Genomic DNA, 26,301 nt, shown 5'->3' with positions numbered 1-26,301 from the left:
CCGTTACGGCACCTCGCCGATGGCGGTGTCCTCGGTGAGGGAGGTGATGCGGCCGCCGCGCTCGCCGAGCGCACGCAGGCCGTCCCGGGCGTCCGGCGCGTCCAGCGCGACGCGGACGCCCGACAGCGTGGCCTGCCTGGCGGCTGCAAGCGCTTGCGCGCCCTCGTAGCCCGAGTCGATGCTGACGGCGAGGCCGCCGGTCGAGGCCAGTGACCCGCGCAGGGCGCCCAGCCGGCCGAGGGCCTCGTCGATCACGGGCAGCAGCGCTTCGCGGTTGCCCTCGGTCATCGCGCGCACCAGTGCCGGCCGGGTGGCGGCCACCCGGGTGCCGTCGGTGTAGGAGCCGGCGGCCAGCGCCATCGCGACCGGCCCGCCGTCCGCCCCCACGGCCGCGAGCACGGCGGCCAGCAGGTGCGGCAGGTGGGAGATCCGGGCGACCGCCTCGTCGTGGGTGGCCGCGGTCAGCGGAACCACGTGCGAGCCGAGGTCGATCGCCAGCCGGGCCACCTCGGCCCACGCGCCGAGATCGGTGTCGTCCTCGACGCACACCACCCACGCCGCGCCGCCGAACAGCGCGGCGTTGCCGGCACGCCAGCCGGACTCGGCGGTGCCCGCCATCGGGTGCCCGCCGACGTACCGGGCGTTCGGCGCGAACGCCCGCGCGGCCGTCAGCACTCCCGTCTTCACGCTGGTCACGTCGGTGAGCAGGCACGACGGCGCGCACACGTCGACCGTCCGCAGCACCTCCTCGACGGCGGTCAGCGGCACGGCCAGCACCACCAGCGCGTCCCGCTCTGCGGCGCGCCGCAGGGCGGCTTCCACGTCCGTCGAGGCGTCGAACCCGTCGGCGGCCGCCGCCTCGGCGTCGGCCGCCGAGGCCGTGGCGCCCCACACCCCGCGCCCCACCGCCGCGGCCGCGCGCAGCACCGACCCGCCGATCAACCCGAGCCCGATCACGCATACGTCTCGCACGGGGCGTCATCCTGCCAGGGCGTCGAGGGCGAAGGCCGCGTACATCGCGACACCCGCCGGGAAAGCACCTTCGTCGTGGCGCACGCGGTTGGAGTGGTTGGTCGGCGCCTCCGCCGGGTCGACGTCCGGCGGGCACGCGCCGAGGAACGCGAACGCGCCCGGAACCCGTTGCAGCACGTAGGAGAAGTCCTCGGCGCCCATGATCGGGTCTGCCATCAGCTCTGCCCGGCCGAGCACGCGCTGGGCGAGGTCCAGCACCCGCAGCGCCTGGTCCGGGTCGTTCACGGTGACCGGGTAGCCGGGCTCGATGTCGACCAGCACGCGGCAGCCGTGCGCCTCGCCGACCGCTTCGCACACCTTCGGCAGCTCGGCCTTCACCAGGGCGCGCGTGGACTCGGACAGCGTGCGGATCGTGCCGGCGACCTCCGCGGTCTCCGGGATGATGTTGGTCGTCGTGCCTGCCTGGATGCGGGTCACCGACACCACCGCCGGGTCGAACACGCTGACCCGCCGCGTCACCATCGTCTGCAGCGCGCCGACCATCGCCGCGGCCGCCGGCACCGGGTCGATCGCGTTGTGCGGGCTGGACCCGTGCCCGCCCTTGCCGGTGACCTGGACCGTGAACGTGTCGTTCGAGGCCATCAACGGCCCGGGCCGCGTGGTGATCAGCCCGGACTCGACGTGGGACAGCAGGTGGATGCCGAAGGCCTTCTCGGCCCGCGACCCGGCGGCGTCCAGCACGCCTTCGTGGATCATGTGCCGCGCGCCGTGGTAGCCCTCCTCGCCGGGCTGGAACATGAACACGACCGACCCGGCCAGCTCGTGCCGGCGTGCCGCGAGCAGCCGCGCGGCGGAGGCGAGCATCGCGGTGTGGCCGTCGTGGCCGCACGCGTGCATGGTCCCGTCCACTTCGGAGGCGAACTCCAGCCCGGTGTCCTCCTGCAGCGGCAACGCGTCCATGTCCCCGCGCAGCAGCACCGCGGGCCCGTCCTGCGCTCCGCGCAGCACGGCGGTCAGCGCGGAGGTCGACTTCCCCTCGACGATCTCCAGCGGGAGGCCCTCCAGCGCCCGCCGGACGGCGGCCTGCGTGTGCGGCAGATGCAGGCCCTGCTCCGGCCTCCGGTGAATCTCGCGGCGCAGCGCGACGGTGGCCGGTTGCAGGGCCTCGGCCTCGGAGAGCAACGCGGCGAGCCGGGTGTCCGGCAATGGGGGCAACTCCGTGGGTCCCGTCATCTTCCGATCCTCGCAGAGCGACTGCACCGATGATCGGTCCAGGTATACGGTGTGCGCTATGTCGGTGAAGGAGCCGGTTGCGGGATTCGCGGTGGCCGTGGTCCGGGAGGACGGCAAGTGGCGCTGCAGCGCGCTCGACGCCGGCGCACTCACGGGGTTGGACGCCGCCATCACCGAGCTGGCCAAGTTGCGGTCCACGGGGGCCGTGTTCGGCCTGCTCGCGGTGGACGACGAGTTCTTCGTGATCGTGCGGCCGAGCCCGCGCGGACCGTCCCTGCTGCTCTCGGACGCGGCGGCGGCGCTGGACTACGACATCGCCGCCGACGTGCTCGACGTGCTGCGGGTCGATCCGCCGGACGAGGAGGACGACTCGATCTGGCCGGAGGGTGACCTCGACATCCTCGCCGACGTCGGCCTGCCCGGGCCCGAGCTCGAGGTGATCGCGGGCGAGGTCGACCTCTACCCGGACGAGCAGCTGCAGATGATCGCGCAGCGCTGCGGGTTCGGCGGCGAGTTCACCGCGTTGCTCGACGAGATCTGACGTGTCCGACGCCGACCTGGTGTCCGTGGCGCTGGCCGCGGCGCGGGAGGCGGGCCCGGACGTGCCGATCGGCGCCGCCGTGTTCGCACCCGACGGCCGCCTGCTCGCCCGCGCCCACAACGCCCGCGAGGAGCTGGGCGACCCGACGGCGCACGCCGAGGTCATCGCGCTGCGGGAGGCGGCCCGCGAGTTCGGCGACGGCTGGCGGCTGGACGGCTGCACGCTCGCGGTGACGGTCGAGCCGTGCACGATGTGCGCCGGGGCGCTGGTGCTCGCGCGCGTGGCCCGGGTCGTGTTCGGGGCGTGGGAGCCGCGCACCGGAGCGGTCGGGTCGCTGTGGGACGTGGTGCGCGACCGGCGGCTCAACCACCGGCCGGAGGTGCGCGGCGGGGTCCTGGAGGCCGAGTGCGCCGCGCTGCTCGCCGAGTTCTTCACCGGTCACCGGGACGTGTGACGCCGCGCGAGGCGGGGTAGCCCGTCTCTGACCGCGTCGAAGGAGGGTCGATGAACGTCGTGAAGAACCGGATGACGAGCCGGTCCCGCCAGGCCAAGGGCGGGGCGCGGGAGCTGTTCGGCCGCCTCACCGGTAAGCGCCGCCACCAGAGTGCCGGCCGCGCCGAGCGGATCCGCGGTGTCGTGCGCGAGACGACGACCGAGGTGGCGGACTGGGCGGCCACCGCCGCGCGGGACGCGCAGCGCCGCTTCCGCTCCAGGTGAGGAGTGCCTGCAAGTCGCTCTTGGGCGTCTAGTAACCTAGTCGGCGGTAGCGTGTCCGAGCGGCCGAAGGAGCACGACTCGAAATCGTGTGACGGTTGACCCCGTCCGTGGGTTCAAATCCCACCGCTACCGCCGGAACGAACGCCGGGTCTCCCCAGGGAGGCCCGGCGTTCGTCGTTTCCGCTACCGCACGTCCACGGTGATCTCGGCCGCGGTGCCGCCGTCGGCGGACAGGGTCAGGGTGGCGGTGCCGAAGGTGACGTCGAGGACCTTCGCCGTCCAGATCGGGTTCGGGCAGGCCGGCACGGGCCCGACGCCCACCGGGGTGCTCGTGAGCCGGAAGGCGGACCGCCCGTGGTGCGGGGTCTGCTGCCGCCCGCTGGTCGCCGTCACCTCGACCTCGGTGTCCTGCCCGGTGACCCGGTGCCCGGCCGGGTTGACGCACTCGACCCGCGCGGTGCCGGTCGCCTCGGCGATGACCTCGAAGGTCGTGCCGCCGAGACCGGCCACCTCGCCGGTGCACTCGAACCCGGCGCCGGTGTCGCCGCACGCGGCGCCGGTGACGAAGTGGCCGTTGTCCGCCTGCGCCGGCGCGGCGAGCGCCGCGACGGCGAGCGCGCCCGCGAGGACGCCGAGCATCCGTCTCATCTGCTTGCCTTTCCGCGTCGTCGGGGAGTCCAGTCTCGGCGCGCCCGGCCCCCCGTGGCGGCCCGCTCACGCGGACGGGTGGCACGGTTCGCCCGCCCGGGGCCCCGCAGACGATCCGTACCGGCCGCTCCCGCCTGCGGGAACAGCCCGTCGGCGTGCGTGGGATCCGCCAGCGTCAGGTCGTAGGTTCACCCTCTTGGTCACTTCTTCTGCTGGGGGTACCGATGAGACTGCTCAACGTCCGCACCCTGTCCGCGGCGGCGGCTGTGGCGGCCGCCGGCGTGCTGGTGCCGGCCGGCACCGCGGCCGCCATGCCGGACCCACCGGGCGACAGCTGGGACCACACCTTCACGGCCCCCGGTGTCACCGTCTACGTCGAGGAGTACGGCGACCGGATCTCCGTCTGCGACAGCGCGGCGAACGGCTCCAGCGCGCAGGTCAACGTCTGGGCTGACGGCGGGTGGCGTTACAAGGCCGTCGCGAGCGGCGGCTCCGGGAGCTGCGTGACGCACTCGGCGAGCGAGGGCGGTGCCTACAACCTGCCGGAGGGCGCGTTCATCGAGCTCTATTACAAGGGCGTCAGCACCGGCTACGCCACCAGGAGCACGTACGTCAACGACCACTGAGGCACCCTCCGTCGGTCGTAGGCCGGGCGGACGAACCGTTACCGGTTGTTGCCGCTGAGTCTTCCTTCGCCTCACCTCATAGAGGGAAGATGCCTCGACTGTTGATCAGACGAGGGGACTCAGGGTGACGACCAGTCGAAGAATCGGCGTGCTCGCCGCTGCTGTTCTGGCGGGTGCGACCGTCGCCGCCGCACCGGCGTCGGCGGCGAGCCCGGACGTCGTGATCGCCGAGGTCTACGGCGGTGGTGGCAACAGCGGCGCCACGCTGACCAGCGACTTCATCGAGATCGCCACGGCAGGCGGCACCGTCGCCTTGGACGGCTGGAGCGTGCAGTACCTGCCCGGCTCGCCCAGCACGTCGAGCAAGTGGCAGGTGACCGCCCTGTCCGGTTCCGTCGCGGCGGGCGGGCGATACCTGGTCGCCGAGGCCACCGGATCGGGTGGCACGGTCTCGCTGCCCACCGCCGACGCCGCCGGGTCGATCTCGATGGCCGCGGGGTCAGGCACGGTCGCCCTCGTCCAGGGCACCACTGCGCTCACCTGCCTGACCGCGGCCGACTGCGCTGCCGACCCGCGGGTCCGCGACCTCGTCGGCTACGGCTCGGCGACCGTCCGCGAAGGCAGCCCGGCGCCCGCGGCGAGCAACACCACGTCGGTCGCTCGCGCCACGCTGACCGACACCGACAGCAACTCCGCCGACTTCGCGGCAGGCGCCCCGACGCCGGTCAACACCAAGGGCGAGACCACCGGCGGCGACGCGGGCGGCACCCCGGCCAAGATCCACGACATCCAGGGCACGACCCGGCTGTCGCCCCTGGCGGGCAAGAAGGTCACCGACGTGACCGGGATCGTCACCGCGCTGCGCACCTTCGGTTCCGCGCGCGGGTTCTGGATGACCGACCCGCGGCCCGACGCCGACCCGCGCACCAGCGAGGGCGTGCTGGTGTTCACCGGCTCGACCACGCCCGCGGTGGCCGTCGGCGACGCGGTCACGGTGTCCGGCACCGTCACCGAGTACTACCCGGACAGCCCCACCGGCTCGATCTACCAGTCCACCACCGAGATCACCGGTCCGAAGTGGATGGTTCAGTCGAGCGGCAACCCGCTGCCCGCCGCGACCGCGATCACGCCGGCCACCGTGCCCGGCACCCTCGCCCCCGACGCCGGCGGCAACACCGAAGCCCTGCCGCTGGAGCCGGCGAAGTACTCGCTGGACTTCTGGGAGTCGCACGAGGGCGAGGTCGTCAGCGTGCAGGACGTCCGCGTGGTCGGGCCGTCCACCGAGTACTACGAGCTGTACGTCACCACCAAGCCGGGGGAGAACCGGACCGACCGCGGCGGCACGATCTACACCGGCTACGCCAGCCCGAACACCGGAATCCTCAAGATCGAGTCGCTGATCCCGTTCGCGCAGCGCCCGTTCCCGCAGGCGAACACCGGCGACACCCTGACCGGCCTCACCGCGGGCCCGGTCGAGTACGACAGCTTCGGCGGGTACACGCTGCAGGCGACCACGCTGGGCGAGGTCAAGGACGGCGGCATCCAGCGGGAGGTGACGCGCAAGCAGTCGCCGAGCGAGCTGGCCGTCGCCACCTACAACGTCGAGAACCTCTCCGCCGTGGACGACCAGGCCAAGTTCGACCAGCTGGCGCGCGGCATCGTGGAAAACCTGGCGTCGCCGGACATCGTGACCCTGGAGGAGATCCAGGACAACAACGGCCCCGAGGGCGAGGGCGATGGCGTGGTGGCCGCGGACCAGACGCTGAAGCGGTTCACCGACGCGATCGCCGCCGCGGGCGGGCCGCGCTACGAATGGCGGCAGATCGACCCGCAGGACCTCACCGACGGCGGCGAGCCGGGCGGCAACATCCGCGTCGGGTTCCTGTTCAACCCGCGCCGGGTGTCCTTCGTGGACCGTCCGGGCGGTGACGCGACCACGGCGGTGTCCGTGGTGACGGAGCGCGGCAAGCCGCACCTGTCGGTGTCGCCGGGGCGCGTCGACCCGGGCAACCCGGCGTGGGCGAACAGCCGCAAGCCGCTGGCCGGGGAGTTCGTCTTCCACGGCCACACCGTGTTCGTGATCGCCAACCACTTCAACTCGAAGGGCGGCGACCAGCCGACGCACGGCCGGTACCAGCCGCCGACGCGGAGTTCGGAGGTGCAGCGCGGGCAGCAGGCGCAGGTGCTGCGCGGGTTCGTCGACCAGCTGCTGAAGGCGGATCCGTTGGCCGACGTCATCGTCGCCGGCGACCTGAACGACTACCAGTTCTCGCCCGCGCTGAAGACGCTCACCGCGGGCGGCGCGCTCACCGACCAGATCGACCGGCTGCCCGCCGACGAGCGGTACAGCTACGTCTACGAGGGCAACTCGCAGGTGCTGGACCACATCCTGACCTCGCGGGCGCTGTGGTGGGTCGACTACGACGTGGTGCACATCAACGCCGAGTTCGCCGAGCAGGCGAGCGACCACGACCCGCAGATCATCCGGTACCGCCCGATCCTCTGACGCCTGGGCCGCCGCCGCCTCCCTCCCGGGCGGCGGCGGTCAGCGGTGCAGCTGGCGGGCGCGGCGTTGAGCGGCGCGGGCGGCCTGCAGCATCGCTTCGGCCAGGTCGGACGGCTTCACGTGCTCGAAGAGGGCGGAGTTGATCGCGACTTCGAGGACCTCCCCGTTGCCGGCGACCCCCACCTCGACCAGACCCCAGTCGTCCTGCGCGGTGACGACCTGCTGGGCGGCCTGGCGCCGCCGGGCGGCCGGACGCTCCTCCACACCTTCGGACTGGGTGGTCAGCTCGCGGTTCACCGGATCCTCTTCCTCTCACCTGGCTGCTGGGACGTGACCGACTCCCCACCGGTTCCGTGGGGAACCAACCACAGGCGCGCAACGTCCCAAGATCATGAACTGGGTACGCGCGACCGTCGACCACCTGTCCCGCCGCGAGGTCTCACCCGTGGTGCCCGCGACCCTGCGCAGCGACCTGAGCTGGGCGCGCGCGTACGTCCGCCGGGAAATGCCGAAGCCGGACACCCTGGAGCCGGAGAGCTGGCTGCGGCCCGCGAACTAGTCGCAGCCGCCGGCTGAATCAGCGCCGCGCGCGCCACCCCAGCGACAGCACCGCGTCCACCAGCTCCTGGTAGGTCTCCTTGACCTCGCGCAGGTAAAGATCCAGCCGCCCGGCGTAGGCGTGCGGCGCGGGCGCCGGGTCGGCCCCGACCTCCAGCCACGGCAGCCTGCTGACGTTGTCCTGCGCCATCCGCCACCAGTGCTGCGCGCCCTGCACCGTGCGGGCCTCGCGCTCCTTCGCCTCCGCCACGGCGGCCTCCGCGGCCGCGATCTCGGCGTCCAGCTCCTCGGCCCGGCGCCGCTCCCACGCCCGCAGCTCCTCGGCCGCCTTGCCGGCCAGCCCGACGATCTGCTTGTACTCCATCGCCGCGTTCATGCCTGGTGCTCCGGCCGGTCGAAGGGGATCATCACCTCGGGCGAGACGTGCGTGCTGCGGTCGAAGAACAGCGCCCGCCCTGGCCGCGGCGACCAGTGCACGACCTGCCCGGCCGCGAACTGGCTCAGCTCCGCGCCCTGCACGTCCAGCGCCGCCCACGCGCCGATGTCGTCGGTGCCTGCGAACCCGAGCGTGTCCTTCAGCCGCGCCGTGCTGCGCCACCACCCGATCGTGTGAGTGCCCTTGCCCGGTCCCTGCTTGAGAACCACCCGGAAGTGGTCCAGCCCGCTCTTGAGCTGACCGGGCTGCTTCTGCTCCAGGATCGGCAGCGCCGCGTCGACGCCGTACAGCAGCAGGATCCGCGCGTGCTCGGGCGGCTCCTCGGCGAGCTTGGCCATGTGCTCGCCCAGCTCGACGTCGCTCAGCCGCACCACGCGGTGCCCGTCCGACTCCAGCCCGTCGGCCAGCTCGCCGACCGCGGACGCGCACCGGTCGACCAGGCACGCCACCAGGAACTCCACCTCGTGCGGCGGGTACTGCTTCGCCAGCGACCGGGCCGCGGCGTCCATGATGGACAGTGCCTCGGCGATCGCGGTGCCCATGATCGCCAGGTTGCGGCCGGGCGCCCCGGTCAGCTCCACCGTGCACGCCGTGTCCTCGACGTCGATCGACTGGCCCAGCAGCGCCCGCGGCGGCCCGCCCGGCGTGAGCCCGGCGAACGCGGCCGAGTGCTCCAGCACCGGCGAGTGCGCGCCGTCGAACAGCCGCGGCCGCTGGTGCTCCTGGGCGTAGCGCTCCCACAGTTCCCGTTGCAACGACGAGAAGATGTCCTTGCTGCTGGCGTCCGGCACGTGCGCGAGCTGGTTGCCGTGCGCGACCCCGGAGTCGTGGTTGATCACCGCGTGCCACTTCGGCGCCGCGACGGCCGCGTTGTTGGTCTCGGCGAGCACGCGCCGCGCCTTGGGCATGGCGATACGCAGCGTGCACTGCTCGAACACCGCGGGCTTGCCCCAGAACGCGTCGATGCCCGCGATGTCCTGGCTCGCCAGGATCAGGTGGATGCCCTGGGCACGGCCACGGCGGGCGATGTCCTCCAGCAACGCGGTCGCCTGGTTGGTGACCCCGTCACGGCCCGCGAACAGGTACTGGAACTCGTCGATCACCGCGACGATCCGCGGCCAGTGCCCGTCCGGGTCCTGCTGGCGCAACCCGGCCAGGTCGGTGACCTCGTGCTCCTTGGCCGCGGCCGACCGGCGGCGCAGCTCGTCGGCGAGGAACCGCAGCAGCGCCAGGCCGAACTCGCGGTCGGTGTTGACGTTGACCCCGATCAGGCGCGCGTGCGGCAGCCAGCTCGCGTCCCGGCGGCCCGGCGCGAGCCCGGCGAAGGACACGCCCTCCTTGAAGTCCAGCAGGTACAGCGCGAGCTCGTCCGGCGGGTAGCGCGCGGCGAGGCTGCCGAGCAGCGCGTAGAGGAAGTTCGTCTTGCCCGAGCCGCTCGGGCCGCCGATCAGCGCGTGCGGGCTGGCGTCGCCGATGACGACCTCGACCGGATCGCCCTCGAAGAAACCGACCGGCGCCCGCAGCTCGCGCGCGGAGTTCTCCTGGCCCAGCTCGGCGGGCAGCAGGTCGCGGAACGACCGCGGGCCGCCCTGCTTCTCCACGATCGCGTCGGCCAGCCTGCTCGCCGCGGCGCTGACCTCGGCCGACGGGACCGGCGGGTCCAGGTCGACGACCAGGTTGGGCCCGGTCATGCTGGTCGCCGCGTGGTGCTCGTCGAGCATCCGGATGTTCTCGAACGCGCCGCCGAGGATCGTCGGGATGTCGACGGTGATCAGCGAGATCCCGGCGGCCAGCGCGGCGCCGGCGATGCGCTTGAGCTCCCGCAGCGGTTCCGGCGCCCACGTCTCGCCGTTGCCGAACAATACGACGATCCGCCACGGCTCGACACGCTGCCCGAGCTGGTCGCGCAGGCCGCGCAGCGACGTGTGGCCTGCCTGCATGGTGTGCGCGTGGATGCGGCGGATGTGCCCGGTCACCTCGTCGAGCAGCACGCCGAGCTGGTCCGGGTCGTACAGCGTGACCGCGGACGTGCGGGACAGCGGGTACAGGTTGGGCAGCACGGCGGTCAGCTGCGCCACGTCCCACAGGTGGATCCGCACCGAGCCCAGCTCCATCGTGCTGAGCACGCGCAGCAGCAGCCCCTCGATGAGCGATTCGACGGCCGCCCGGCCGCGGACGGCCGTGGTGATCGCCAGGTGCGAGTCGTCCAGCAGCGGCACCATCACCGGAAACGGGCCGGAATCGTCCATTGTGGACGACCCGATGCGCCACAGCGGCGGCGGCTTCAGCGGCTCCCGGCCCGCGCGGCCGAGCCACGCGCTGGGCGGCAGGCTCGCCGGCCCCGGCGCGACGCGCGCGACCAGGTCCCGCAGCCGCGCGGGCACCGTCGCGGCGTCGGTGTAGAACGCGGCGTGCTGCGCGTTGAGCTTGTCCCGCACCCCTGCCATCACCGGGCTGCGGAGCGCGGCGGTGAGCTCCTCGTCCCCGGCCGCGTTGTCGATGCCGACGCGCACGATCTGCTGTTCCAGCTGGAGCCGGGCCAGCTCGGTCTCGGCGATCTGACGGCCCGCCTGCGCGGCGCCGAGCACCATGCCGAGCTTCTCGCGCATGGTGCCCAGGGCCGTCACGACCCGGCGTTTCTGCTCGTTGGCCTTCGCCATGGCGCGCCTACAGCCGGGCCAGGTAGGTGTTCACCAGATCGTCGGCGGCGCGCAGCCGGTCGGCGTCCTTGCCGAGCCGGTCGACCGCCGCCGCCAGTTCCGGCGGCACCCACGCGTCGGCCTGTTCATGGGCGTTCACGATCACTTCGCGCGCTTCGTCCAACAGCTCCACCGCACGGTTGGTGTGTTCGCTTGCCTCGGCCAGTTTCGCACGGAACGCGGTCAGCTGCGCCTGCAGTTCGGGGAGCGAGAACATCTAGAGGCGGGCGGCGTACGACTCGGCCGACGACACCGCGGCCTGGATCGTGTTCTGCTGACCGCTGATGCCCTGCAACGCCTCGGCGAGCATGCTGTTCGCCTGGGTCACCTCCGGCTGCGTGCTTCCCGAGGTGACCTGGCCCAGGATCTGCTGGGCCTCCTCGAGTGCCTGAGCGGCCTGCTGGAGGGCTGCGACGCTGGCGTTGCACTTCTCGTTCGCCATCGCGATCCCAGCGCGGATCTCTTCCACTCCGGCCATAGTGACGCGGGTTCTCCTCGAGCTAGCGGTTAGTACGGCCGCGTGTGCGGCCTGTCAACAAACTATCGGTAGAGCGGACCGGAGCATGAGCCTGGTCACTGGTGCATCCGGGTGAAGCGCGGGGCCGGTTCACACGGCCGGGTGCGCCCTCGAACGCAGAACGCCGGGCCCCTGTGGGGTGCCCGGCGTCGTGCGAAGAGCGGAGGATACGGGATTCGAACCCGTGAGGGCTGTTACACCCAACACGATTTCCAATCGTGCGCCTTAGGCCGCTCGGCCAATCCTCCGCTGAGAAGGGTACAGCAGGCCTCGGCGCGCTCCGCCTAGACCCGCTTCTGGCAGGTGTAGGCCCCGTAGACCCGGCCGGTGAACTGCACGTCCAGGACCTCGAAGCCGACGGCGTCCAGCATCGGCTCGAGCAGCCACCGGAAGGTGCTGTGCTCGGTGCGCACGTGTTCGGCCAGGTCGTCGCGGGTGTAGCCGACCTCGGGATCGGTGACCGCCTGGTCGAACCAGTCCCGCAGGACTGTTTCCGTCTCGCCCGGCTGGAAGTCGTAGATCAGGTCCCGCAGCCGGAGCAGCCCGCCCGGCCGGAGCATCCCGGCGATGCGGTGCAGCGCGATCGCCTTCCAGAAGTCCGGCAGCTGGTGCAGCGCGTGCCGCGTGAACACCGCGTCCGCCGGCTCGCCCCGGTGCTCGTAGGTGAGGAACCCGGCCTGCACGCACTCGACGTTCGGCAGCCCCGCGGACCGGATCACGGCGAGCATCGCCGGCGACACGTCGACCGCCACGACCCGCTCGAACTTCTTCGCGGCGGCCACAGCGAAGCGGCCGGTGCCCGCCCCCAGGTCTACGACGGTGTGGCCGTCCAGCAGGGCGAGGTCCTCCGAGGGGTCCGGCCGGCCCTGCTTGCGGTCGAAACCGGCGACGAAGCCGGGGTCGAGGTGTTCGGGCCCGGCATGGGCGAGCTCGTCGAGCATCCACGGTCCGGTCATGTCCCCGATTGTGTCGGCCGTGGCCAGCGGTTTTTTCAGGCCGCTTCGGGCGGGGCGGCGAGGATCTCGCGGCCGGCGTCGGTCAGCCGCACGCCCACCCGCTGGCCCAGCAGGCCGGGCCGCGACGGGCACACGAACCCGGCGTGCGCGAGCAGGTGGGCCGTGACCTGGTCGCAGCAGGGGAGGCCGTCGATGAACAGGTCCGGCTCCGAGCTGCAGGTCATCTCCGCGCGGCCGGCGCTCACGGCACGCAGCATCGCCATCGCGCGGCGGGAGAGGTTTCGTCGTTGTTCCATCGTCGCCCCCGTCAGGCCGACCGGGTGAGTGTCTCCCCGTCGTCGTCCGGAGCGGCGACGGGCGCGGACAGCGCGCAGATCTCCTCCACGACCTGGCGGTGCGCGGCGAGCGCCAGGTGACCGACCCCGGGCAGCACCACGTTGCGCACGTCGAGGTCGGGGTGTTCGATCCGGCCGTGGCGGCTGGGCAGCACCAGCTCGTCGCCGTCGCTGGAGAACGCGACGAACTTCGTCGCGCAGTCCGGCGCCGGCTGGTCCAGCTCGGCCAGCAGGTCGCTGCCGGGCCGCAGCTGGCGCGCCAGCGGGATCGGCGAGAACAGCCAGGCCGCGACGGTGCCGCCGTGCGGCGTGCCGACGGTGACCACCGTGTCGACCCGCTCGTGCCCGCCGAGCCGCTGCACGTAGTACCGGGCGATGAGGCCGCCGAGGCTGTGGCCGACCAGGTCGAGCTTCGCCGCGCCGGTGACCTCGCACAGCTGCTCGATCTGCTCGGCCAGCCGCGCGGCCGCGGACCGGACGTCCCGCAGCAGCAGGCTGTAGCTGAACGAGACGACCGGCCCTGCGCCGCAGCGGTCGAGCGCGAGCTTCAGGTCGGTGAAGATCGCGGTGTTGTCGGCCAGGCCGGGCAGCACGACCAGCGGGCGGCCCGGCACCGGCGCCGGCACGCTCCGGTGGACCGGGTGGATCGCCCAGCGCCGCCCGATGCCCGCCGGGTACCGGACCGCGTGCGTCACCACACTCGCGATCTCACCCGCGACCGTACGCAGAACCGTCATCGCACACCTCCCCGTCGAGGTGGTCGTTCACTTGCTGCGAGGTTAGCCGTGGGTACCGACATTTTTGTTTCGCCGCCCCGGTATCGGTTTCGTTTCGACCCCGATCAGTGGAACAACGCGAGCTTCCCGGCGACCTCGCGGGCGGCCGCGAGCAGGGTACGCACGGTGCCCAGGTAGGTCTTGGCCTCCGAGGGCAGGATGTGGCTGTCCCTGCTGGTGGGCATGTCCAGTTCCCGCGCCCGCTGGCGGAGCAGCTCGATCTGCGAGAACTGGTGCCCGAACTGGGCCGCCACGGCCGTCCCGACCGCCTGCTCCGGCGCGGACAGCGCGGGCCGCAGCCCCTGCCGGGCGAGCAGGCCGGAGCCGATCAGCTGCGCGGCCTTGGCCAGCAGCAGGAACGCCGAGTCCGGCGACACCTCCGCGAGCCGCTCGGCCGAGGAGATGTGCTTGGCCGCGAGGTCCAGGAACGGCTGCCCGTTGGCGGCGGGCCCGCCGACGAGGTCGAGGTGACCGGCCCGCACCAGCTGGATGACGACGTCGTGCCCGTTGAGGCCGACGCCGGAGGCCGGTGGCACCTGCCGGGGCGGGATGGGCGCGATCTCGACGACCGGGTGGCCCGGCCGCTGCCGCGGGATCTGCAGGCCGTCCAGACCACGCTCGAGCGCCGCGATCGAGAAGCTCACCGGGCGCTTGAGCCGCTGCTCGGCGCGCCGCGCGGCGGTGTGCAGGCCCTGCTCGTCGGCCGGTGCGCCGGGCTGCAGGGACACCAGCAGTTCGATGCTCTCCGGGGCCGGGCCCGGCAGGCCGGCGAACCGGTCCGCCCACACGCCGCCGACCAGGATGCGCAGCACGCCGCGCACGCTGCCGAACTCCTCGCCGAGGATCTGGGGGACGCCGTAGGTGAGGCGAAGCAGTTCGGCGAGCGGGCGCGCGAGCGGCCCGTCCCCGGACGCGCGCATCAGCCGGATCGTGCCCTCGCGGCGGCTGGTCAGGATGCCGGCCTTCTCGAGGAGCTTGTTCTCCTTGTCCACGGAGGCGAGGGAGCTGCCGGAGTGCTCGGCCAGTTCGGTGAGGCTGAACGAGCGGTCCGGGTTCAGCAGCGTGGCCGCGAGGATGCCGGCCTGCACGCGGGAGCGGAAGACCGGGAGGAGGGCAGGAGTGCCCTGCGCGCGACGCGCGGGCCCGGGGGAGGCGGGCGCGTTGTCGGTGACGACGGCGTGCCCGAGCCGATTTCGCCGCCGGGCAGCCGCGGCCGCCTGGTCGAGCCGTTCCTGGGGCACCTGCAGGACGACGGACAGCCATCGTCGCGTGCCCAGTCTCGGGATCTGGTGCCCGCGTTCCCACCGGGCCACCAGATCCCGCGTGACGGTCGGCCGCCCCGAAACGGTCGCCAGTTCGCGGGCCAGGGTGTACTGACTGAGCTTCCGCTCCCGCCGAGCGGCCCGGATCAGGTGCGAGATGGGCTGGTTCAGGTCCACTTCCATGATCTTCAGGGCTCCTAGTTCCGCCGATTGGGCCACGACCGTAGCTCCGCGGCCGGCCCCCGCACCGTACGTTTCGCGCACGCTTTCATCTGTTTTGCGCCCCCGGCGCACTGAGCCCGCCGCTGGGTGAACTCGTCCCCTGGTTGTGAACTTTTGACCTGGGAAACCCTGGATCGCGTCCCCCTCGGTCGAGCCAACGATGAACGGACGAACGATGTGCTTGTCGGACCTTTTGCTTTGTTCGAACGCCTCAATTCGCGACGCGTTCACCGTAGTCGACATGAACGATCTGAGCGACGTTTTCGTGGTGGATGACGATAACCGGCTGATCGGCGCGGTTTCCGAGCAGGACCTGCGTCGCGGGCTCCTGAACGGGGTGTCGCTGGACGATCCGATCGCGCCGTTGGTCAACCCGTGGCGCGCGACGGCGAGCCAGGCCGCCGACCGGGCGGCGGTGCTCGACCTGATGCGTGCGCTCGGCGTGCGCAGCATCCCGGTCGTCGACTCCGGGAATCGGGTGATCGGCCTGCACGTGGAGCGGCGGATCATCGGGGTGCCGAAACTGCCGAACTGGGCCGTGATCATGGCGGGCGGCAAAGGCACTCGTCTGGCGCCCCTCACGAAGACGATTCCGAAACCGATGCTGACGGTGGCCGGCCGTCCCATTCTGGAGCGGCTCGTATTGCACCTCGTCGGTTCCGGCGTGGAGAAGATTTTCCTTTCGGTGAACTACCTGGCGAACATCATCGAGAAGCATTTCGGTGACGGCGGGCACCTCGGGTGCAGCATCGAGTACCTGCGCGAGGACCCGGACCTGCCGCTGGGCACCGGCGGCGCGTTGCGGCTGCTCGGCGACCTCGGCTATCGGGCCGAACACCCGTTGCTGGTCATGAACGGCGACCTGGTCACCAACTTCTCCGTGGGCAAACTCCTGGAGGAGCACCGGCGGGAACAGGCACTCGCGACGATCGCCACCAGCAGGTACCACCACGAGGTGCCGTTCGGCGTGCTGAAGTCCGAGCGGAACCGGCTCACGCAGATCGTCGAGAAGCCGACCCAGGAGTGGCCGGTGAACGCCGGAATCTACGCACTGGACCCGGCCCTGCTCGACCGGATCCCGGCGGACCGGGAATTCCCCATCACGCACCTGTTCGAAGACTGCCTGAGCCGCGGGGAAAAGGTGGCGCTGTGGCCCCTCAGCGACGACTGGCAGGACATCGGCAGGCCCAACGAACTCGCACAGGCAAGGGGACAGTGATGTCCGAAGCACTCAAGATCCAGGTCCGGCTTACCGGTGGACCCGCCGGAATACCACCCGTGCTGGAAATCGACCCGTCGGTCCTGCCGGACGGGTGCCTGAAGATCCGGTTCGCCGCTGGCTACGAGCACTTCCGGCTGGTCCGGCAGGACGGTGCCGCACCTGAGGTGACCGCGGTGTTCGCGTGGGCGGACCGGACACGGATCGCGGAGTGACGATGACTTTCCACGAGAACGTGACCGGAGCCCGGACCATGCTGTTCGTACCCGGCAACAGGCCCGACCGGTTCGCGAAGGCTGTCGACTGCGGGCCGGACATCGTCGTACTCGACCTCGAGGACGCGGTCGCTCCGGCGGACAAGGACCAGGCACGTGAGAACATCCGCGCCTGGTTGGACAACGGCGGCACCGGGATCGTCCGCATCAACGACGACAACACGAGCTGGTGGCGGGACGACCTGGCAATGCTCGCCGGTCGGATCTGCGGGGTTATGGTGCCGAAGGTCACCCGTCCCGACCAGGTGCGGCGAGTGGTCGACGTGATGCCTGCCGAGGCGTGCGTGCTGCCCCTGATGGAAATGGCGGCCGGCATCGTCGATGCGCCCGCGATCTGCGGGGTTCCTGGCGTGACACGGGCGGTGTTCGGCAACGCGGACCTCGGCCGGGAGCTCGGGGTGAACCACGCCGACCGCGACGCCATGTTCTTCGCCCGTGCGCAGGTGGTCATGGCGTCGCGAGCGGCCGGAATCGCGGCACCGGTCGACGGGGTGACCACCGCGATCGAGGACCTCGAGCTGGTGCGCGCGGATGCCGAACACGCCGCCAGGCTCGGGTTCACGGGCAAGCTCTGCTTGCACCCACGCCAGGTCAAACTGGTCGCCGACGCGTTCGGGCCCTCCGAGGAGGAGGTGCTGTGGGCGCGAAGCGTCGTCGCCGCGTTCACCAGTGGCTCGATGACGGCGGTCGGCGGCGAAGCGGTCGGGAAACCGATTGTCGCGAGAGCACGGCGAATCCTCGATTGGATCGAGCGGGGCCGGGTCGCCGGGACATGAGCACGGTGCCGGCGACCGGTGACCCCGGTCTCGCCCCGTCGGCGAGGACCAAGGTGGTCACGGCGGTGTGCCTCGCGCAGTTTGCGGTCGTGCTCGATGCGTTCGTCGGGTTCGTCGCGTTGCCCTCGATCCAGCGCGACCTGGGATTTTCCGCGGCAGGGGTCACCTGGGTGATCAACTCCTACATCCTGGTGTTCGGCGGATTCCTGGTGTTCGGAGGGCGTTGTGCGGATGTGGTCGGGCAACGGAGCACCTTTCTCGCCGGCGCCTGGATCTTCGCTGTCACCTCGATGATGTGCGGGCTGTCGGTCACCCAACTGATGCTGGTCGGGGCGAGGTTCGCCCAAGGATTGGGCGCGGCGATCATGGCGCCCGCCGCCCTGGCGATCCTGGTGAGAGTCTTCCCGGACGGCCCCGAACGTCGCCGTGCTCTGACCCTGTGGGGAATCGTGAGCGGATGCGGCGCGACGACGGGGCTCGTGGCCGGAGGGCTGCTGGTCGACCTGTTCTCCTGGGCGGCCATCTTCTTCGTGAACATTCCGGTGTGCGCCGTCATCGTGGTTCTTGGGCGGCGAGCCGTACCGCCGTTCCGGCTCGATCGGACGGGACGGTTCGATGTCTGGGGTTCGGTGACGATAACCAGCGCGCTGCTGTCGCTCGTGTACGCGGTGATCAGCGTCGAAAGCGACGGCTGGACTGCGTTGCCGACGCTCGGGGCTTTCGTGCTGGCCGTCCTGCTCGCGACCTCCTTCGTCCTCATCGAACACCGGCATCCGAACCCGATGATCGAACTGAGGATGTTCCGGATCCGCTCGCTGACCGTCGGTAATCTGACGTTGTTCCTGCTGTGCGGCGCCCCGGCGTGCGGAATCTATGTCGCGACGCTCTACCTGCAGAACGTCCTGCTGTTGTCGTCAGCAGGGACTGGACTCGTGTTCCTGCCCGCATCGTTCGCCGTGTTCCTCGGATCCGTGGCCGCGCAGCGGTTCATCCCGTTGCTCGGGATCCGTCGGATCGTCGCCGGGGCGGCTTTGGTCACGGCGGCGGGGTCGGCGATGTTGGGAATCGCGGGTGACAGCTCGACAGGTCCGGGTGCGTCGGTTGTCTCCTGTGCGGTGTTCGTGCTGTACCTCGGCGCATCCTGCGTCAGCATCGCTCTGCGGGTCCTCGCTACTGCCGGGTTGGCAGCAGGCGACGTCGGAGTGGCATCCGGGATGATCAATACGGCGCAGCAGGTGGGGGCGGCATTCTGGCTCGCGGTGTTCTCGTCGGTGGCGATGCACAGCATCGGGCAGGCCGCGGGGGAACCGATCGTGCTGTCCACGGGCACTCAGCAGTTGGTCGCGTGGGCGGGTGCGGGTTTGGCCGTGTTGGCGGCCGCGGTCGCGGTGGCCGCGCTACCCGCTCGTCTCGGCGGTGTGGGCGCTTCGCGCGATCACGCCTGAGGACGCCAAGTGGGCGATGTCCGTTCCCGAGTAGCCCACCTCGCCGAGTACCGCGTCGGTGTGGGCACCGACGGCGCCGCAGGAGACGCTGCGGACCGAGGCAGGACGCTGGGGGATTATCGGAAACGGTCCCTGCATGTGGATCCGGCCCAGCTCGTCGTCGTCGATCCCGACGATGCTTCCGCGGGCCCTGAAGTGCACATCCCGCAGGATGTCCGAGGCATCGTATACAGGCGCGACGGCGACATCGGCCTCCCGCATCCGTTCGAGCACCTCGGCGCGACTGCGGGCTGCGACCCACCGGCTGATCAGCTCGTCAAGACCGGCTCGGTGTTCGATCCGGTTCGCGTTCGACGAAAAACGCGGGTCGCGCGCAGCGCCCTCACCGCCGACCAGTCGCAACAGCCGTTTGGCCACGGTATCGGCGGCTCCGGACAACGCGATCCATTGCCCGTCCATGGTCCGGTAAGTGTTCCGCGGTGCGATCTGCGGGACGGCGTTTCCCATCCGCGGAGGCAGCGTCCCGAGCTGGTCGAACTCGAGGATGTGGCTGCCCACCACGGACATCAATGGTTCGTAGAGCGCCGTGTCGATCTGCACGCCGGTGCCCGTGCGTTCGCGATCCCAGAGCGCGGCGGTCACCGCGAACGCAGTCGCGATGCCGGCTATCCCGTCCGCGAGACCGAACGGAGGAAGGACGGGGTCGGCGTCGGGTGGACCGGTCACCGCCGCGAACCCGCTGATCGATTCTGCGAGCGTGCCGAAGCCGGGCTGCCTGCTGTACGGCCCCGTCTGTCCGAACCCCGTCACCTCCGCGACGACGAGCCGGGGGTTGAGACTGTGGAGTACGGGCCAGCCGAGGCCCCAGGCGGCGAGTCGTCCCGGTCGGAAGTTCGAGATCAGCACGTCCGCGCGCGACACGAGCCGCCGGACCACCTCCTGACCCTCAACGTGGTGCAGGTCCACCGCGACGAGCTTCTTGTTACGGTTGACGGTCTTGAAGAACAGAGGCACGCCGTCCTTCTGTCGGCCCCAGTGCCGGAGGTCGTCCCCCGCCGGGTGCTCGATCTTGACGACATCCGCCCCGTGATCACCGAGCATCATGGCGGCGAACGGGCCTGCGAACAGTGTCGACAGGTCAACCACGCGGCAACCGGTCAGCAAGCCCTCCGGCATGGCTCCTCCAGTTCCAGGCCCGCCCTAGTCGCGGTCGTGCCAGGCCTTCGACAGCGTCTCCCGGTCGTCCGGATGGGCGACGGATATCAGGCGCCTTGCGCGCTCGGCGAGCGATGCGTGGGCCAGGTGGACCGCGCCCCACTCGGTGACGACCCAATCCGCGTCGCTGCGCGGAACCGTGACCACTCCACCGGATGGTGCTGCGACTATGCGGGAACGCCCGCGAGAAGTGCGCGAGCGTATCGCGATGATCGAACGACCGCCTTCCGACGCACGCGCGCCCCGAACGAAGTCGAGCAGGCCGCCGACCGCGCCGACGTAACCTCCGGGCGCGTACTCGGCGTTCACCTGGCCACTCAGATCGACCTCGACCGCCGTGTTGATGGCGACCATTCGCGGGTGCCTCGCCAACGTCGCGAAGCGCAGCGTCTCGCGTGACGGCCGAAGTCGCAGAGAGTAGTGGTCCAGGTTGTGAGGTCTGTCGAACGCCAGGATGCTTCCGGTGCTGTGGCCCGCGTCCACCGGCTTGTATGCGTTTGTGACCGCCCCGGATTCGATGAGGTCGAGCATCGGTTTGGTGATCATGCCGGTGTGGATGCCGAGATCGTGATGGTTCGCCAGGGCCGCGAGCACACAGGACGGCAACGCGCCGAGGCCTACCTCGAGCGTTGCGCGTTCGGGAACCAGGTCAGCGATGTTGGCGGCGATTTTCTGGTCCACCTCGTCCGGAACGGCTACCGGTGCCGGGCAGACAGGGCGGTCGGTGTACAGCACTGCGTCCAGCTCGTCGGGCCGGATGTCCGCGGTGCCCGGCAGCAGGGGAGCGTTCGTGTTTATTTCGCCGATGACCACTCGGGCTTTCGACACGAGGTCGCGGGTGTAGGTGTGGTCGAAACCGGCGCTGTAGTTCCCGGCGGTATCGGGGCCGGCCAGTTGGACGAAAGCGACGTCGATCGGAAAGCGTCCGGAATGCAGATCGGTGCAGAACTGGCCCAGCTGCATCGGATGAACGTCGAGCACGTTCTGTCGTGCCAGACGGGAGTTCGTGCCGAGGCCACCGAGACTCTCGTAGTGGAAGGAGTCGCAGTGCTCCCGCCGGAGTCGGCCGCTGAACGACAAGGCCAAGAAGAGGTCGAGCTGCCCCAGCCCATGACGCTGCTCGATCAGTTGCTCAAGAAGAGTGATCGGCTCGGCGTTTCCCTGAGACCACATCAGACGGTCGCCGTCGCGGATCCATTTCGACAGGTCGAGCGACTCGGGCGTGCTGTGAGGGGATGAGGTGCTCATGGCTTCAGCGTTCACCCGGCCTTTCGCGGGTGATGTCGTCCAACTCCGCACTGATCGCGGTGACGTACCGCTCTGCGTCGGCGCGGGAATGCAGATCGGGGCGGTAGACGCACTGGATCGTCAAACGTCCGGCATAGTTGTAAGTAACGTAGCACGGATAGGGCGCCATTACACGGTGGGTGAAGATCTGGAAATCGGTGAATCGCGTTCCCACCGGACAGGTGAACTCCGGTAGCCTGCCCAGGTTGCTGAGGCTGATGCTGTCCAGGTAGTTGCCGGATCCCAGGTCCTCGACCTCGTCCTGGCGGAAGGAGTCGGTCAGGAAACTGTGGTGAATGTCCTGATCGGCGATCGACCCGTCGAGCTGTTGCTTCACCTTGCGGCCGATCTCGGCGATGTCATCGTCGATCCCGACCTCTACCGGCGCGGTGTGAATTCCGACGAAGTTGGTCGTCTCCGGAGGAGTCACTATGGGAGAGACCCTCGGTCGCAGGTGAACCGGCGCCCAGCAGAACATCTTCGAGGATGGCAGCGCGTCTCCCCTGTCGCGGCGGTGGCAGCGCAGAATGACACCGCACAGGAACGCGTGCACGGATGTGCCTGCTCGCTTCGCTGATTTCCGGAGCGCGAGGGTCTGCTGTTCTGTCAGGGTGATGTAGTGGCGGAGCGCTTCATGTTTGGTGAAGGCGGGAGCGTGCGCGGGCGTCGGGTGGCCCTTTGGCGCTTCGATCCCCAGACGCCCGGCGAGAACTGCCGACGGTGGCGACGGCAGGTCGTACGACACCGTCGAGTCGACCTGGCCGCCACCGGACAGGTCCCGATAGATGGTCAGGAACTCACGGAGAAAAGCGAGCTTGACCTGCCCATCAGCGATCGCGTGGTCGGTATGCATGAGGATGATGCCGCCGGACTTGCCGGCGAACACCGTAAGTTTCGCGACCGCCTCCTCGACGTCCCAGGGCATCGCGGTCTTGCAAAGATCCTCGAGCGAGGGCTGTTCGAACTCGTTGTCGGAGTAGCCCTTTTGCCACACGACTTCCGGCGCCGGGTCGTCGTCCGGCAGATACAACTCGAAGCCCTGCCCAGTCGCTCTGATCCGGGATCGAAGAGCCGCGCGTCGGCGGCCGAGAATGCGGAACGAGTCGGTGAGCGTCTTCTCCTCCAGCTCTCCCGAGTAACGTAGAACGACCGCGGAAGGCATGTCCATTGCCTGGTACTCGATGGTGTCGAGGTAGCGCGCGTGCATGTGCGGTCGGCTCCTTGTCGCGATCTTCGTTCAGGTGGGCAGGGCGATTCCTGTCCCAGGCAAGGACTTCGGAAAGCCTGTTCCGCCAAGGACGGGTGGGGCAAGAGTGTCGACTTACACCTGGACATCTGGTTTCGCTAGTTGAAACGACGAGTTGAGTATCGTGGGTCGGTGCACCGGTGTCAACGCACAGCTGCCCGCAGCAGCTGAACTCGCCGTCTGGGTGCCACCCCGACACCTCGCATAGACAAATCTCGTGGAACCTTTCCGAAATGATGCGGCACGTGGCAGGTGTCGCCGGTGAACCGCCTGACCGGTATGCGTGTGCTCGTGACGGGGGCCGACGGCTTCATCGGAAGCCATCTCGTCGAGAGGCTCGTCGACGAGGGAGCCGAAGTCTGCGCGCTCTGCGTGTACAACTCGAACGGCTCGTACGGCTGGCTGGACGACCTGGATGCCCGCCGTCATCCGAACCTCGACCTCAGACTGGGCGACATCCGCGACGCACGGTGCGTTCGCGAGCTGGTTCAGGCGGCCGACATCGTCTTCCACCTCGCGGCGTTGATCGCCATCCCGTACAGCTACCAGGCGCCGGCGTCGTTCGTCGGCACGAACGTCGGAGGCACGCTCAACGTGCTGGAGGCGGCCCGGGATTCGATCGGAACACGAGTGGTGAACACGTCGACGAGCGAGGTGTACGGGACACCGGAAGCCGTGCCGATACGCGAAAGTCACCGGTTGCAGGCCTACTCGCCCTACGCCGCCACAAAGATCGCGGCGGATCAGCTGTGTGAGGCTTACGCGCGGTCCTTCGATGTCGACGTCGTCACCTTGCGACCGTTCAACACGTTCGGGCCGAGGCAGTCGCTCCGAGCGGTCATCCCGACCATTCTCGGCCAGCTGCTCGCCGGTCGTGAGGTCGTGAAACTGGGCAGTGTATGGCCGAAACGGGATTTCACGTTCGTCGCCGACACGGTCGAAGGGTTCCTACGTATGGCGACGTCGGAAGCGCCGCCGGGATCGGTGGTCCAGCTCGGTACCGGGTCCTGTGTGTCGATCGGCGAACTCTTCGACCTGTGCTGTGAGGTCACGGGTACGGCGGCGAAGATCGAGTCCGAATCCCTGCGGGTTCGTCCCGACGCTGGTGAGGTCGAGGTGCTGTTGTCGGATCCAGCGCGAGCCTGGGACGCGATTGGTTGGAAACCCGTGACGGACCTGGCCGACGGACTCGCCATCACGGCGGACTGGCTTCGCCCGCGGGTGGATCGACAGCGGGCCGGGAGGTACCACCGGTGACAGCGGTGAGCCGAATAGTGTTGTCCGAGCCCATGCTCGGCGGGAATGAGTTAACTTATCTGCGGGAGTGTGTCGAGAGCAATTTCGTGTCGTCGGCAGGCCCCTTCGTGGGGCAGTTCGAGACCGAGTTCGCGAAGAAGTCCGGTGCGAGGCAGGCGGTCGCGTGCTCGAGCGGAACAGCGGCATTGCACGTCGCCATGCGCCTGGCCGGGGCGGGGCCGGGCAAGCTGGTCGCGGTTTCGAGTTTCACGTTCATCGCCTCGGCCAACGCCGTGAGCTACACGGGAGCGGACATCCTGCTCGTCGACAGCGAGCCGTGTACCTGGAACATGGACACCGAGCGGTTGTACGACGATGTCGTGAGGCGAGCGCGGCTCGGCCGGCGAATCCCGAGCGTCGTCGAAGTGGTGCACGTGCTGGGCCATCCGGCGGACATCGAGCCGATCCTCGAGCTGCGACAGCGGTTCGGGATCCGGATCGTCGAAGACGCTGCGGAGGCTCACGGGGCGCGCTGGTCCTCTGGCGCGGTCGGGGGAAGGCAGGTGGGCACTGTCGGTGATTTCGGCTGTTTCTCCTTCAACGGTAACAAGCTCATCACGTCGGGCAGCGGCGGCATGGTCGTGAGCAACGACCATGCCGCCGCCCGTCGAGCACGGCACCTGGTCAACCAGGCCAAGTCAGGCGACGACGGGTACGAGCACGATGAGGTCGGTTACAACTACCGGATGAGCAACATCGCGGCCGCGCTGGGTCTCGCTCAGCTGGAGCAGCTTGACACCTTCCTGCTCCGCAAGCGGGACATGGCCGAGCGCTACGGTCGTCTGCTCGCTTCGGCCCCGGTGACGCGTCCGCCGCACGCGGAGTGGGCGGTTCCCTCGTACTGGCTGTACTCGGTCCTGCTTCGTAGTGACGACGCTCGTGTCGTCGACATCGTGCGCGGCCTCCAAGCACGAGGCATCCAGGTTCGCGGGTTGTGGCCACCCCTGCACCGTCAGCGTCCCTACCTCTCGTGCGAGCGGCTGGGCGGAGCGGTCGCCGACGGCATCCACCGCAGCGGGTTGTCCTTGCCCAGCTCGGTCGGCATCACGTCGGCGGAACAAGGTTCGGTGGTGTCGGGGCTCAGCAACCTCCTTGCACGAGGCGCCGCGACTCGGTTCGACGAGCGCGGGGCGGAGCCGACGTGGTGAGCTCCGGCGAGATCAGGATTTGCGTTTTCACAGGGTCGAGAGCCGACTACGGTCCCCTGGTCCCGGTCGTCCGCCGATTCGCCCGCGATCCGGAGATCGAACTCCGGGTCCTGGCCAGTGGTGGGCACCTGCTCCGCGAGCAGGGGCGGACGATCGACGCCATCACACGAGACGGATTCACCGTCGTGGAGCGCGTGGAGATGGTGGTCGCCGGCGACAGCCCGGTCGCGGTCGCCAAGTCGATCGGGCTGGGGGTCCTGGGCTACGCCGACGCACTGGCGCGGATCGCACCGCACGTCCTGTGCGTTCTCGGTGATCGTTACGAGGCGTTGGCCGCGGTCGTGGCCGCACTGCCGACCGACACGATGATTGTGCACTTCGGTGGCGGACAGCTGACCCTTGGGTCGGCAGACGACCGGATCCGGCACGCGATATCGGAACTTGCCCACGTGCATTTCGTGTTCGCCGAAGAGGACCGCACGCGGCTCGTCCGCATGGGTGTCGACGAGGAAATGGTCCACAACGTGGGCCGCATCAACATCGATTCCGAGTTGATCGGACGCTTGCCGGAGCGACGATGGCTGGAAGGCAGGCTGGGTGCTCGGCTGAGGGCGCCCAGCTTCGCCGTGACGTTTCATCCCGTGACGGAGAAGCCGGAGGAGACGTCGCAGGCGTTGGAAGCACTCCTGGCTGTGCTGGGCAACTACCACCACGGAACCGTCGTGTTCACCGCGCCGAACGTCGACCACGGCAGCAGTGCCATCGTCGAGGCGGTGACGCGGTTCGTCGCGGACCACCCGGACTTCGCGACGTTCGTCCCGTCGCTCGGTCAGCTCGGGTACCTCGGTCTGATCCGGCATTGCGACGTGGTGATCGGGAACTCCTCGAGCGGCCTCCTCGAAGCCCCGGTGCTCGGAACGCCGACGGTCAACATCGGTTCGAGGCAGGACGGCAGGGCGCGGGCGGACTCGGTCTTCGACTGCGAGGGCACGCCGGACGGGATCCGCGCGGCGATCGAATCCGCCCTGACCGCCGGATCCCGTCCCGAACACTGCACGAGCGGTGTCCCGGCCGGAGAGGACATCGACAGATCCGTGATCGAAGTCATCAAGCGGACGTGGCGGGACCGCCGTGCCGCGTCGAAGGAGGACTGACAGCAAATGGCGCTGATTTGTGTGACCGGGGTTTCCGGTCGGGTCGGCTCTTCTCTCGTTCCGCGGCTCCAGCGCGCTGGGCACGACGTGCGCTGCGTTGTCCGGTCTCGCGAGCGGTTGCCGGTGATGGCGCACCTGGGCGCGTGGGGGCGCAGGCACCTGCCGGTCACCCGCGAACTGGCCGTGCGGGCGGAGCTCCTGGAACGCGGCGGACCGCAGCTGTGGGACGAGTTCAT

29 protein-coding genes and 2 tRNA genes are annotated in these 26,301 nt (G+C 69.9%); 15 read left to right on the top strand and 16 right to left on the bottom strand.

Annotation, left to right across the window (positions count from 1 at the left end; genetic code table 11):
- Nucleotides 1-3 precede the first annotated feature (3 nt).
- Together ACCP09_RS03845 and ACCP09_RS03840 are read right to left on the bottom strand one after the other, a co-directional pair.
- On the bottom strand, nt 4-957 hold the full coding sequence (locus ACCP09_RS03845; protein WP_378333891.1) for a prephenate dehydrogenase: 954 nt from the start codon (nt 955-957) through the stop codon (nt 4-6).
- Nucleotides 958-978: 21 nt separating this feature from the next.
- Nucleotides 979-2,205 carry a M20 metallopeptidase family protein gene (locus ACCP09_RS03840; protein WP_433743190.1) on the bottom strand — a complete coding sequence of 409 codons (1,227 nt, stop codon included), beginning with the start codon at nt 2,203-2,205 and terminating at the stop codon, nt 979-981.
- A 58-nt stretch (nt 2,206-2,263) separates the two neighbouring features.
- Between ACCP09_RS03840 and ACCP09_RS03835 the strand changes: the two genes are divergently transcribed.
- The 4 genes from ACCP09_RS03835 (at nt 2,264) to ACCP09_RS03820 (ending at nt 3,595) form a co-directional block, all read left to right on the top strand.
- On the top strand, nt 2,264-2,746 hold the full coding sequence (locus tag ACCP09_RS03835) for a tRNA adenosine deaminase-associated protein (RefSeq protein ID WP_020419480.1): 483 nt from the start codon (nt 2,264-2,266) through the stop codon (nt 2,744-2,746).
- A 1-nt stretch (nt 2,747) separates the two neighbouring features.
- Nucleotides 2,748-3,200, top strand: a complete 453-nt coding sequence (locus tag ACCP09_RS03830; protein WP_027932877.1) for a nucleoside deaminase — start codon at nt 2,748-2,750, stop codon at nt 3,198-3,200.
- A 50-nt stretch (nt 3,201-3,250) separates the two neighbouring features.
- Nucleotides 3,251-3,463, top strand: a complete 213-nt coding sequence (locus tag ACCP09_RS03825; RefSeq protein WP_027932876.1) for a CsbD family protein — start codon at nt 3,251-3,253, stop codon at nt 3,461-3,463.
- Nucleotides 3,464-3,508: 45 nt separating this feature from the next.
- A tRNA-Ser gene (locus tag ACCP09_RS03820) sits at nt 3,509-3,595 on the top strand.
- 51 nt (nt 3,596-3,646) lie between these two features.
- Here ACCP09_RS03820 and ACCP09_RS03815 read toward each other — a convergent pair.
- Complete coding sequence (locus tag ACCP09_RS03815) at nt 3,647-4,111, bottom strand: hypothetical protein (protein ID WP_378333717.1); 465 nt, start codon at nt 4,109-4,111, stop codon at nt 3,647-3,649.
- A gap of 224 nt (nt 4,112-4,335) precedes the next feature.
- Here ACCP09_RS03815 and ACCP09_RS03810 point away from each other — a divergent pair, with 224 nt between their 5' ends.
- Both ACCP09_RS03810 and ACCP09_RS03805 read left to right on the top strand, forming a co-directional pair.
- On the top strand, nt 4,336-4,737 hold the full coding sequence (locus ACCP09_RS03810) for a hypothetical protein (protein WP_027932874.1): 402 nt from the start codon (nt 4,336-4,338) through the stop codon (nt 4,735-4,737).
- A 124-nt stretch (nt 4,738-4,861) separates the two neighbouring features.
- Nucleotides 4,862-7,243, top strand: coding sequence for an endonuclease/exonuclease/phosphatase family protein (locus tag ACCP09_RS03805; protein WP_433743186.1), 2,382 nt, complete (start codon nt 4,862-4,864; stop codon nt 7,241-7,243).
- Nucleotides 7,244-7,282: 39 nt separating this feature from the next.
- Here ACCP09_RS03805 and ACCP09_RS03800 read toward each other — a convergent pair whose 3' ends face one another.
- Nucleotides 7,283-7,540: a YbaB/EbfC family nucleoid-associated protein gene (locus ACCP09_RS03800; RefSeq protein ID WP_017986311.1), complete on the bottom strand. Its 258-nt coding sequence runs from the start codon at nt 7,538-7,540 to the stop codon at nt 7,283-7,285.
- Between the two features lie 94 nt (nt 7,541-7,634).
- Here ACCP09_RS03800 and ACCP09_RS03795 point away from each other — a divergent pair, with 94 nt between their 5' ends.
- Nucleotides 7,635-7,802 carry a hypothetical protein gene (locus ACCP09_RS03795; RefSeq protein WP_167344614.1) on the top strand — a complete coding sequence of 56 codons (168 nt, stop codon included), beginning with the start codon at nt 7,635-7,637 and terminating at the stop codon, nt 7,800-7,802.
- Between the two features lie 18 nt (nt 7,803-7,820).
- Here ACCP09_RS03795 and ACCP09_RS03790 read toward each other — a convergent pair whose 3' ends face one another.
- The 9 genes from ACCP09_RS03790 to ACCP09_RS03750 form a co-directional block, all read right to left on the bottom strand.
- Nucleotides 7,821-8,177 (bottom strand): hypothetical protein, encoded by a 357-nt coding sequence (locus ACCP09_RS03790; RefSeq protein WP_020419488.1) that lies wholly within the window; start codon nt 8,175-8,177, stop codon nt 7,821-7,823.
- Nucleotides 8,174-10,897: an FtsK/SpoIIIE domain-containing protein gene (locus ACCP09_RS03785; RefSeq protein ID WP_433743183.1), complete on the bottom strand. Its 2,724-nt coding sequence runs from the start codon at nt 10,895-10,897 to the stop codon at nt 8,174-8,176. The genes ACCP09_RS03790 and ACCP09_RS03785 overlap by 4 nt, the downstream gene beginning before the upstream one ends.
- Nucleotides 10,898-10,904: 7 nt before the next feature.
- A complete protein-coding gene (locus tag ACCP09_RS03780) occupies nt 10,905-11,153 on the bottom strand; it encodes a hypothetical protein (RefSeq protein ID WP_017986315.1) in 249 nt (82 codons plus the stop codon).
- Nucleotides 11,154-11,414: a hypothetical protein gene (locus ACCP09_RS03775; protein ID WP_017986316.1), complete on the bottom strand. Its 261-nt coding sequence runs from the start codon at nt 11,412-11,414 to the stop codon at nt 11,154-11,156.
- A gap of 200 nt (nt 11,415-11,614) precedes the next feature.
- Nucleotides 11,615-11,701: transfer RNA gene (locus tag ACCP09_RS03770), tRNA-Ser, on the bottom strand.
- Between the two features lie 36 nt (nt 11,702-11,737).
- Complete coding sequence (locus ACCP09_RS03765; RefSeq protein WP_433743180.1) at nt 11,738-12,409, bottom strand: class I SAM-dependent methyltransferase; 672 nt, start codon at nt 12,407-12,409, stop codon at nt 11,738-11,740.
- Nucleotides 12,410-12,444: 35 nt separating this feature from the next.
- Entirely contained in the window at nt 12,445-12,672 is a 228-nt protein-coding gene (locus ACCP09_RS03760; protein WP_037322706.1) for a hypothetical protein, read from the bottom strand.
- Between the two features lie 44 nt (nt 12,673-12,716).
- Entirely contained in the window at nt 12,717-13,481 is a 765-nt protein-coding gene (locus tag ACCP09_RS03755; protein WP_400983674.1) for an esterase/lipase family protein, read from the bottom strand.
- A gap of 104 nt (nt 13,482-13,585) precedes the next feature.
- Entirely contained in the window at nt 13,586-14,965 is a 1,380-nt protein-coding gene (locus tag ACCP09_RS03750) for a helix-turn-helix domain-containing protein (RefSeq protein WP_123684167.1), read from the bottom strand.
- A gap of 199 nt (nt 14,966-15,164) precedes the next feature.
- Here ACCP09_RS03750 and ACCP09_RS03745 point away from each other — a divergent pair, with 199 nt between their 5' ends.
- From ACCP09_RS03745 to ACCP09_RS03730, 4 genes are read left to right on the top strand one after another with little or no spacing between them, the layout of a single operon-like run.
- Nucleotides 15,165-16,223 (top strand): nucleotidyltransferase family protein, encoded by a 1,059-nt coding sequence (locus ACCP09_RS03745; protein WP_400983678.1) that lies wholly within the window; start codon nt 15,165-15,167, stop codon nt 16,221-16,223.
- Nucleotides 16,223-16,438 carry a DUF5988 family protein gene (locus tag ACCP09_RS03740; protein WP_433743177.1) on the top strand — a complete coding sequence of 72 codons (216 nt, stop codon included), beginning with the start codon at nt 16,223-16,225 and terminating at the stop codon, nt 16,436-16,438. Before ACCP09_RS03745 ends, ACCP09_RS03740 begins: the two co-directional genes overlap by 1 nt.
- Nucleotides 16,439-16,440: 2 nt before the next feature.
- Nucleotides 16,441-17,274, top strand: coding sequence for an HpcH/HpaI aldolase/citrate lyase family protein (locus ACCP09_RS03735; RefSeq protein ID WP_433743175.1), 834 nt, complete (start codon nt 16,441-16,443; stop codon nt 17,272-17,274).
- Nucleotides 17,271-18,719: an MFS transporter gene (locus ACCP09_RS03730; RefSeq protein WP_433743173.1), complete on the top strand. Its 1,449-nt coding sequence runs from the start codon at nt 17,271-17,273 to the stop codon at nt 18,717-18,719. Before ACCP09_RS03735 ends, ACCP09_RS03730 begins: the two co-directional genes overlap by 4 nt.
- Here the strand turns inward: ACCP09_RS03730 and ACCP09_RS03725 are convergent.
- The 3 genes from ACCP09_RS03725 to ACCP09_RS03715 are packed head-to-tail and all read right to left on the bottom strand — an operon-like array spanning nt 18,672 to nt 22,428.
- Complete coding sequence (locus tag ACCP09_RS03725; RefSeq protein ID WP_433743171.1) at nt 18,672-19,895, bottom strand: CaiB/BaiF CoA transferase family protein; 1,224 nt, start codon at nt 19,893-19,895, stop codon at nt 18,672-18,674. The genes ACCP09_RS03730 and ACCP09_RS03725 overlap by 48 nt on opposite strands.
- Before the next feature lie 24 nt (nt 19,896-19,919).
- Nucleotides 19,920-21,182: an acetyl-CoA hydrolase/transferase family protein gene (locus tag ACCP09_RS03720; RefSeq protein ID WP_433743169.1), complete on the bottom strand. Its 1,263-nt coding sequence runs from the start codon at nt 21,180-21,182 to the stop codon at nt 19,920-19,922.
- A 4-nt stretch (nt 21,183-21,186) separates the two neighbouring features.
- Nucleotides 21,187-22,428, bottom strand: a complete 1,242-nt coding sequence (locus tag ACCP09_RS03715) for a phthiocerol/phthiodiolone dimycocerosyl transferase family protein (protein WP_433743167.1) — start codon at nt 22,426-22,428, stop codon at nt 21,187-21,189.
- A 300-nt stretch (nt 22,429-22,728) separates the two neighbouring features.
- Here ACCP09_RS03715 and ACCP09_RS03710 point away from each other — a divergent pair, with 300 nt between their 5' ends.
- The 4 genes from ACCP09_RS03710 to ACCP09_RS03695 all read left to right on the top strand — a co-directional run.
- A complete protein-coding gene (locus ACCP09_RS03710; RefSeq protein WP_433743165.1) occupies nt 22,729-23,724 on the top strand; it encodes an SDR family NAD(P)-dependent oxidoreductase in 996 nt (331 codons plus the stop codon).
- Nucleotides 23,721-24,911 (top strand): DegT/DnrJ/EryC1/StrS family aminotransferase, encoded by a 1,191-nt coding sequence (locus ACCP09_RS03705; protein WP_433743163.1) that lies wholly within the window; start codon nt 23,721-23,723, stop codon nt 24,909-24,911. Before ACCP09_RS03710 ends, ACCP09_RS03705 begins: the two co-directional genes overlap by 4 nt.
- Entirely contained in the window at nt 24,905-26,065 is a 1,161-nt protein-coding gene (gene neuC / locus ACCP09_RS03700; protein ID WP_433743161.1) for a UDP-N-acetylglucosamine 2-epimerase, read from the top strand. Before ACCP09_RS03705 ends, neuC begins: the two co-directional genes overlap by 7 nt.
- A 6-nt stretch (nt 26,066-26,071) precedes the next feature.
- Nucleotides 26,072-26,301: NAD-dependent epimerase/dehydratase family protein (locus ACCP09_RS03695; RefSeq protein WP_433743159.1), on the top strand; the 230-nt coding region annotated here is incomplete at its 3' end.

Source organism: Amycolatopsis sp. 3B14 (genome assembly GCF_050958625.1).
Taxonomy (GTDB): domain Bacteria; phylum Actinomycetota; class Actinomycetes; order Mycobacteriales; family Pseudonocardiaceae; genus Amycolatopsis_E; species Amycolatopsis_E thermoflava.
This window is presented reverse-complemented; position numbering and strand designations above follow the sequence as displayed.